7 protein-coding genes and 1 pseudogene are annotated in these 6,536 nt (G+C 63.9%); 5 read left to right on the top strand and 3 right to left on the bottom strand.

Annotated elements, in window-relative coordinates:
• Window positions 1–110: 110 nt before the first annotated feature.
• From AC629_RS40750 to AC629_RS40740, 3 genes are read right to left on the bottom strand one after another with little or no spacing between them, the layout of a single operon-like run.
• Window positions 111–524 carry a GFA family protein gene (locus tag AC629_RS40750; RefSeq protein WP_084810305.1) on the bottom strand — a complete coding sequence of 138 codons (414 nt, stop codon included), beginning with the start codon at window positions 522–524 and terminating at the stop codon, window positions 111–113.
• A 15-nt stretch (window positions 525–539) separates the two neighbouring features.
• Window positions 540–1,001, bottom strand: coding sequence for an SRPBCC family protein (locus tag AC629_RS40745; RefSeq protein WP_084810304.1), 462 nt, complete (start codon window positions 999–1,001; stop codon window positions 540–542).
• Window positions 998–1,333, bottom strand: a complete 336-nt coding sequence (locus AC629_RS40740) for an ArsR/SmtB family transcription factor (RefSeq protein ID WP_084810303.1) — start codon at window positions 1,331–1,333, stop codon at window positions 998–1,000. The genes AC629_RS40745 and AC629_RS40740 overlap by 4 nt, the downstream gene beginning before the upstream one ends.
• A 105-nt stretch (window positions 1,334–1,438) precedes the next feature.
• Here AC629_RS40740 and AC629_RS40735 point away from each other — a divergent pair, with 105 nt between their 5' ends.
• From AC629_RS40735 to AC629_RS40715, 5 genes and pseudogenes are all read left to right on the top strand, one after another.
• Window positions 1,439–2,134: a TetR/AcrR family transcriptional regulator gene (locus AC629_RS40735; RefSeq protein WP_143199838.1), complete on the top strand. Its 696-nt coding sequence runs from the start codon at window positions 1,439–1,441 to the stop codon at window positions 2,132–2,134.
• A complete protein-coding gene (locus AC629_RS40730; protein WP_084810302.1) occupies window positions 2,131–2,919 on the top strand; it encodes an HlyD family secretion protein in 789 nt (262 codons plus the stop codon). Before AC629_RS40735 ends, AC629_RS40730 begins: the two co-directional genes overlap by 4 nt.
• Window positions 2,916–3,845, top strand: a complete 930-nt coding sequence (locus tag AC629_RS40725; RefSeq protein WP_084810301.1) for an ABC transporter ATP-binding protein — start codon at window positions 2,916–2,918, stop codon at window positions 3,843–3,845. Before AC629_RS40730 ends, AC629_RS40725 begins: the two co-directional genes overlap by 4 nt.
• Window positions 3,845–5,009 (top strand): annotated as a pseudogene (locus AC629_RS40720) (ABC transporter permease). Before AC629_RS40725 ends, AC629_RS40720 begins: the two are co-directional and overlap by 1 nt.
• Before the next feature lie 29 nt (window positions 5,010–5,038).
• Window positions 5,039–6,346, top strand: a complete 1,308-nt coding sequence (locus AC629_RS40715; RefSeq protein ID WP_084810300.1) for an adenylate/guanylate cyclase domain-containing protein — start codon at window positions 5,039–5,041, stop codon at window positions 6,344–6,346.
• Window positions 6,347–6,536 lie beyond the last annotated feature (190 nt).

The following is a 6,536-nucleotide window of genomic DNA, read 5'->3' as shown; positions in this document are numbered from 1 at the left end:
CCGGACCGTTCGTCACTCCCACGCATCGCGCCCCCTAGTTAAATCCTGATCCTAGAGAATCACGACACGAAACGCTTCGCTACCGACTTCTTCAACAGCCTGCTAGCGCCTCACCCCGGCGGCATGCCTTCGAACTTCGGCAGGCTATGGTCAAGGTGATCCCAGCCATGCCCGCGCGCTGCGTAGGTGACAGCTTGCGGATTGTAGCGGGCGGGCTCGTCGAGGCTGGCGGCGCGGATGGTGAAGATGTCGGGCTGTGCTGCAAAGGTCATGTAGACCGGCAAGCCGCAGACGGAGCAGAAACCGCGCGTCTTCACGTTGCCGCTGTCACCGACCATGTCCCAGTGCCTGGCCTCGCCCGTCACGGTGACGCCGGCGCGCGCGAAGGTCATGTACGAACCGTGGCCGGTGCCGCTCTCACGCTGGCAGTCCCGGCACTGGCAGTGATTGCTGAACAGGGGCTCACCGACAATCGAATAGCGGATCGCGCCGCAGGCGCAGCCGCCGGTAAAGGGCTTGTCCATCGCGATATCTCCCACTCACTCTTCGCCGCTGATCTCGTCGAGCTGTTTGACCACTTTCTTCCAGCCGCCGCTCATGACGGTGTAGGCCGAGTCGTTCCTCGGCATGACGAAGCCTGCATGAACCAGTCGGATCCGCGTGCCGGCTTCGACCGGGGTGAGGGACCACGTCACGACGGTGTCGAGCGGCGCGCCGTAGCCGGTGTTGCGTTCGTCGCCGCCTTTCCAGGCGTAGACGAGGCGCCGGTTCGGCACGACCTCCAGAACGCGGCAATGGATCACGCCATCCCAGTTGCCGCCCGGAGTAGTCTGGAATGTGAAGGCCTTGCCTTCGACGGCTTCAAAGCCGGTCGGCGGCATCAGCCAGCGCCCGATCAACTGGGCACTGGTCAGCGCCTTCCAGACTGTCTCGGCCGTGTGAGGGAAGACCTCGTCGATGACGATGTCTTTAGTCTCGGTGTTCAACTCGGCTGCACTCACGGATCGATCTCCTTCAAGAGGTCACGCAGGTTCTGGAAACGCTCGCGCCAGAAGACACCGTAATGATCCATCCACTCGACCAGGGGCCCGAGGCCTTGCGGCGCGGCGCGGTAATAGACGTTGCGGCCCTCGGCGCGCTCGGCGACGAGACCGGCTTGCTTGAGGGACTTCAGGTGCTGCGAGATCGCGCCCTGGGTGACGCCGCTGCCGCGCGTCAGCTCCGCGACGCTGATCTCCTTGCTCTCGAAGACACGCTCGAACACGGCGCGCCGTGTCGGATCGGCGAGAGCGCGCATCACGGTGGTGACGGGGTTTGGGGCGGCTTCGATCATGGAGATTCAATTAGCAGACGCTAATGCATTAGTCAATGCTAATTTATTTTGGCTTGGCAAAGTCGCCAATTTGACAGTGACTGACCAGTCAGTCATAATTGGGAAATGACAAGGAAACCGATCACAGCAGCTACGTCATCCGCCGCTCGCGCCAGCGCCAAAGGCCTTGCGCCCGTAGCCAGCGAGGAGGCGCCCGCCTCGAACCGTGCCGCGCGCGCGGCAGAACGGCGTGCCGCGATCGTGGAGGCCGCGATGGAGGAGTTCATCGTGCGCGGCTTTGCCGCGACGCGGCTCGACGACATCGCCAAGCGCGCCGGTGTCGCCAAGGGCACGATCTACCTGCACTTCAAGGACAAGGAATCGATGTTCGAGGAGCTCGTGCGCACAGTCATCGTGCCTGTCGTGGCGAAGCTGACTGCGCTGCCGCCGCCGACAGGTTCGGTCCGCGATCTCGTCGAGGCCTTCGCCAGCAACTTCCTGAAAGAGGTCATGGGTACAAGGCGCGGCGATCTCGTGCGCCTGATCGTGGCGGAGGGACCGCGCTTTCCGACCGTGGCCGACTTCTATTACCGCGAGGTCGTCTCGCGCGGGATCGCCGGCATGCGCGCGCTGATCGAGCTCGGCATTGCCCGCGGCGAGATCCACGAGAAGAACCTTGCGCGCTATCCGCAGATCCTGGTCGCGCCCGCGATGATCGCGGTGATCTGGCAGAGCCTGTTTGCGCGGCACGCGCCGCTCGACGCCCAGGAGATGCTGCGCGTCCATCTTGATTTGATTTTTGGCGAACGGAGGACGACATGAGGTCGTCACGAGCGATTCTTATATTCGCATTGGCGGCTGTGCTCGCAACCGGGCTGGCCGGCTGCAACGAGAAGCGCGATCCCGGCTTCCAGGGCTGGGTCGAGGCCGACATGATCTATGTCAGCCCGGACGAAGCGGGCCGGGTCACGAAGCTCAATGTCCGCGAAGGCGACGAGGTCAAGGTCGGCGATCACCTCTATTCCGTCGACGACGACCTTCAGGTTGCCGATCTCAATCAGACCAAGGCGACGCTGGCCAATGCGCAGCAGGTGTTCGATCGCGCGGAGTCCCTGCGCAAGACCGGCTCCGGCACGCAGGCGACGCTCGATTCCGCCGTCTCGGACTTACGGGTTGCGCAAGCGCGGGTGGTGACCTCGGAGACGCGCCTGGCGCGGCGCAAGGGCTTTGCCCCGGTCGCAGGGACCATCCAGCAGATCTATTTCCGCGAGGGCGAGATGGTGGCGGCGCAGCGGCCGGTGCTCTCGATCATGCCGCCCGGCAACATGAAGCTGCGTTTCTTCGTGCCGGAGACGGAGCTGCCGAAACTTGCGATCGGCGACGAAGTCCGCGTGTCCTGCGACAATTGCTCGGCCGATCTCACCGCAAAGATCTATTTCATCGCGACCTCGGCCGAATACACTCCGCCGGTGATCTACAGCCTCGAAGAGCGCAACAAGCTCGTCTACCTGATCCAGGCACGGCCCTCGCGGCCTGATGCCTTGCGGGTCGGGCAGCCGATCAATGTCTACCTCAATCCCAAGACGCCGGTGGCGGACAAGCAATGAACGGCGGCAACGGCATCGCGATCGACGTCAAGGGCCTGACGAAGTCGTTCGGCGGCCGCGAGGTCGTGCACGATCTGTCGATGCAGGTGAAGCGCGGCTCGATCTACGGCTTCCTCGGCCCCAACGGCTCGGGCAAGACCACGACCATTCGCATCCTCTGCGGCCTGCTGACGCCCGACAGCGGCGAGGGCACCTGCCTCGGCTACGATATCCGCCGCGATGCTGAAAAGATCAAGCGCCAGGTCGGCTACATGACTCAGCGCTTCAGCCTGTATCAGGACCTCTCGGTCCGCGAGAACCTCGAATTTGTCGCGCGGCTCTACGGCCTCACTGACGCGCGCGGCGCCGCGCGCGACATGATCAAGCGCCTTGGCCTGTCAGGGCGCGAGGAGCAGCTTGCGGGCGAGCTCTCTGGCGGCTGGAAGCAACGCCTGGCGTTGGGCGCCTGCACGCTGCCCAGTCCGAAGCTGCTGCTTCTCGATGAGCCGACGGCGGGCGTCGATCCCAAGGCGCGGCGCGATTTCTGGAACGAGATCCATGCGCTCGCGGCCGACGGCCTCACCGTGCTGGTCTCCACCCACTACATGGACGAGGCCGAGCGCTGCCACGAAATCGCATACATCGCCTACGGTCATTTGCTGGCGCACGGCACGGTGGAGGAGGTGATCGAGAAATCCGCGCTCACGACCTACACCGTGACGGGCGAGGACCTGAACGGCCTCATCGCTGCGCTCACCGGCAAGCCCGGAATCGACATGGTGGCGCCGTTCGGCACGTCCTTGCACGTCTCCGGCCGCGACGTTGCGGCACTGGAGGCGAGCATCGCGCACTGGCGCGAGAAGAGTGACCTGCACTGGCACAAATCGTCGCCGTCGCTGGAAGACGTGTTCATCGAATTAATGGGGCGCTCCAAGGATAATTTCTAATGAGCCTCTCCGATCAAGCCGCGCCAACGCACGAAATTCGCGAACGCTTCGGTTTCTGGAAGCGCTCCTATGCGATGCTGGTCAAGGAGTTCATCCAGCTCAAGCGCGATCGCGTGTCGTTCGCGATGATCGTGATGCTGCCGGTGATGCAGCTCCTGCTGTTCGGCTATGCGATCAACACGACGCCGCACAATATGCCGAGCGCGGTGCTGCTCCAGGAGGACAGCGATCTCGCCCGCTCGGTGTTGAAGGCGCTGGAGAACACCGCCTATTTCCGCTTCATCTACGAGGTGCACGACGTCGACGATTTCGACAATCTCCTGAAATCCGGCAAGGTGCTGTTCGGTGTCGAGATCCCGCGCGGCTTCGAGCGCGCGGTGCGACGCGGCGACAGGCCGGCGCTGCTGGTCGCCGCCGACGCCACCGATCCGATCGCGGCAAGCGCCGCGCTCGGCTCGCTCGGCATGGTCGTGCAGACCGCGCTTGCGCACGATCTCTACATAGGCAATCCCCCCGGAAATGCCGTTCCAGATTCGCGCCCATGCCCGCTACAATCCGGCTGCCTCGTCGAGCCTCAACATCGTGCCGGGGCTCGTCGGCACCATCCTCACCATGACCATGCTGATCTTCACCGCGCTGTCAGTCACGCGCGAGGTCGAGCGCGGCACCATGGAGAGTCTGTTGTCGATGCCGATCAAGCCGGTCGAGGTAATGTTCGGCAAGATCATTCCCTACGTGCTGGTCGGCTTCATCCAGGCTTTCCTGATCATCGGTATCGGCGTCGGCCTGTTCGGCGTGCCTGTGCTCGGAAACCTGTTCTTGCTGGCGCTGCTCTCGACGCTGTTCATCACCACCAATCTGTCGATCGGCTACACCATCTCGACTGTGGTACAGAACCAGCTCCAGGCCATGCAGATGTCGATGATGGTCTTCCTGCCGAGCATTCTGCTCTCCGGCTTCATGTTCCCGTTCGCGGGCATGCCGGCCTGGGCGCAATATGTCGGCGAGGCCCTGCCGCTGACGCATTACTTGCGTATCGTCCGCGCCATCATGCTGAAGGGGGCGACCATGCAGAATTTGCGCTTCGACGCGCTGGCTCTGGCGATCCTGATGCTGGTCGCCATGACCATTGCCGTGACGCGCTTCCGCCGCACGCTGGATTGAGGCAGACTGTTCCGGAAGCGAGGAGCGGGATGGTCAGCTTTGCGAGCAGGAAGGCCCGGCGGCATGCCGCGATGTCAGAGGATTTCGAGCGCGAGCTGACGCGGGAGGTCCTGCGCACCGAGCTCATGCGGGTGCGGGCGCTGATCATCACGGGCTGCGTCATCGCCGTTTTCCTTACCGCGATCTATCTCGCCGATTCCTCAGCGGTGGAGCGCGTCTGGCGAGGCACGCGGGGGCTTGCCGAGATCTATGGTCTGTTGACCGGCTTCATCCTGTTCGAGGTCTGGGTCCACACCCAGATCAGGAAGAATCTCCGCCTCGGTCGCGACCTGCCGGCGATCAGGCGCTATATCGGCGCCCTGATCGAGACGTCGCTGCCGACGGTGATCCTGCTCCTGCAGATCCGGACCATGGGCGCGAGCCAGGCGCTCGGCTTCACCGTGCCGCTGTTCTATTTCATCTTCGTCATTCTCTCGACCTTGCGGCTCGATTTCTGGCTGTCCACCTTCACCGGCTTCGTCGCCGCGGCCGAGCTGTTCGCCGTCGCGCTGATCTTCGATCCCGAGAGCAGCGCCGGCGAGCCGCAGATCTATTTCCACGCGGTGCGCAGCACCATCATCCTGATTTGCGGCGTGCTCGCAGGCGCGGTCGGCGCGCGGCTCCGCCGCCAGTTTGCTGCGAGCATTGCGGCGGCGACCGCGCGCGACCGGGTGACGGACCTGTTCGGCCAGCACGTCTCCCCGCAGGTGGTGGATCGGCTGATGGCGGCGGGAACGAGCGCGGGCGGCGACGTCCGCCGCGTCGCCGTGATGTTCGTCGATTTCCGGGGCTTCACTGCCGGCGCGCAGTCGCGTACGCCGCAGGAGGTGGTCGACCGTCTCGACGGCGCCTTCGCTGTTCTGGTCGACATCCTCGATCGCGAAGGCGGCATCGTGAACAAGTTTCTCGGCGATGGCTTCCTGGCCTTGTTCGGCGCGCCGCTGGAGGCCTCCGACGCCGCGCATCGCGCCGTCGCCGCCGGCCGTGAGATGCTGACCGCGATGGACCGCATCAACGCGCAGACGAGCTGGCCGCTTCGGATCGGCATCGGCATCCATTTCGGCGAGGTCGTCGCCGGCAATATCGGCTCGCCCCGGCGCAAGGAATACACTGTCATCGGCGACACCGTGAACTTCGCCTCGCGGCTGGAAGCGCTGAACAAGGAATTCGGCTCGCAGCTCCTGATCTCCGCGTCCGTGCGCGAAGCGCTCGGCGATGACGGCAGCGACGCCGTCCCGCTCGGCGAGGTCGAGGTACGTGGCTACGAGCAGAAGGTGGCGGTGTTTCAGCTGGGTTAGAGCGTTTTCGAGCGAAGCGGATACCGGTTCGCGTAAAGAAAACGCGTCAAAACAAGAATCTAGAGCCCCGTTCCGATTTCATCGGAACGGAAATGGCTCTAGCAGGCTGTTGAAGAAGTCGGTAGCGAAGCGTTTCGTGTCGTGATTCTCTAGGATCAGGATTTAACTAGGGGGCGCGATGCGTGGGAGT

The organism is Bradyrhizobium sp. NAS80.1, from assembly GCF_001908205.1.
Taxonomy (GTDB): Bacteria; Pseudomonadota; Alphaproteobacteria; order Rhizobiales; family Xanthobacteraceae; genus Bradyrhizobium.
Note: the sequence above shows the minus strand (reverse complement) of the source record. Positions and strands in the feature narration are given on the sequence as shown.

What these genes read in the sequence shown, in the direction of transcription:
- AC629_RS40740 (WP_084810303.1), bottom strand. Translation starts at nt 1,333, where the DNA reads ATGATCGAAGCCGCCCCAAACCCCGTCACCACCGTGATGCGCGCTCTC.
- AC629_RS40725 (WP_084810301.1), top strand. Translation starts at nt 2,916, where the DNA reads ATGAACGGCGGCAACGGCATCGCGATCGACGTCAAGGGCCTGACGAAG.
- AC629_RS40750 (WP_084810305.1), bottom strand. Translation starts at nt 524, where the DNA reads ATGGACAAGCCCTTTACCGGCGGCTGCGCCTGCGGCGCGATCCGCTAT.
- AC629_RS40730 (WP_084810302.1), top strand. Translation starts at nt 2,131, where the DNA reads ATGAGGTCGTCACGAGCGATTCTTATATTCGCATTGGCGGCTGTGCTC.
- AC629_RS40735 (WP_143199838.1), top strand. Translation starts at nt 1,439, where the DNA reads ATGACAAGGAAACCGATCACAGCAGCTACGTCATCCGCCGCTCGCGCC.
- AC629_RS40715 (WP_084810300.1), top strand. Translation starts at nt 5,039, where the DNA reads ATGGTCAGCTTTGCGAGCAGGAAGGCCCGGCGGCATGCCGCGATGTCA.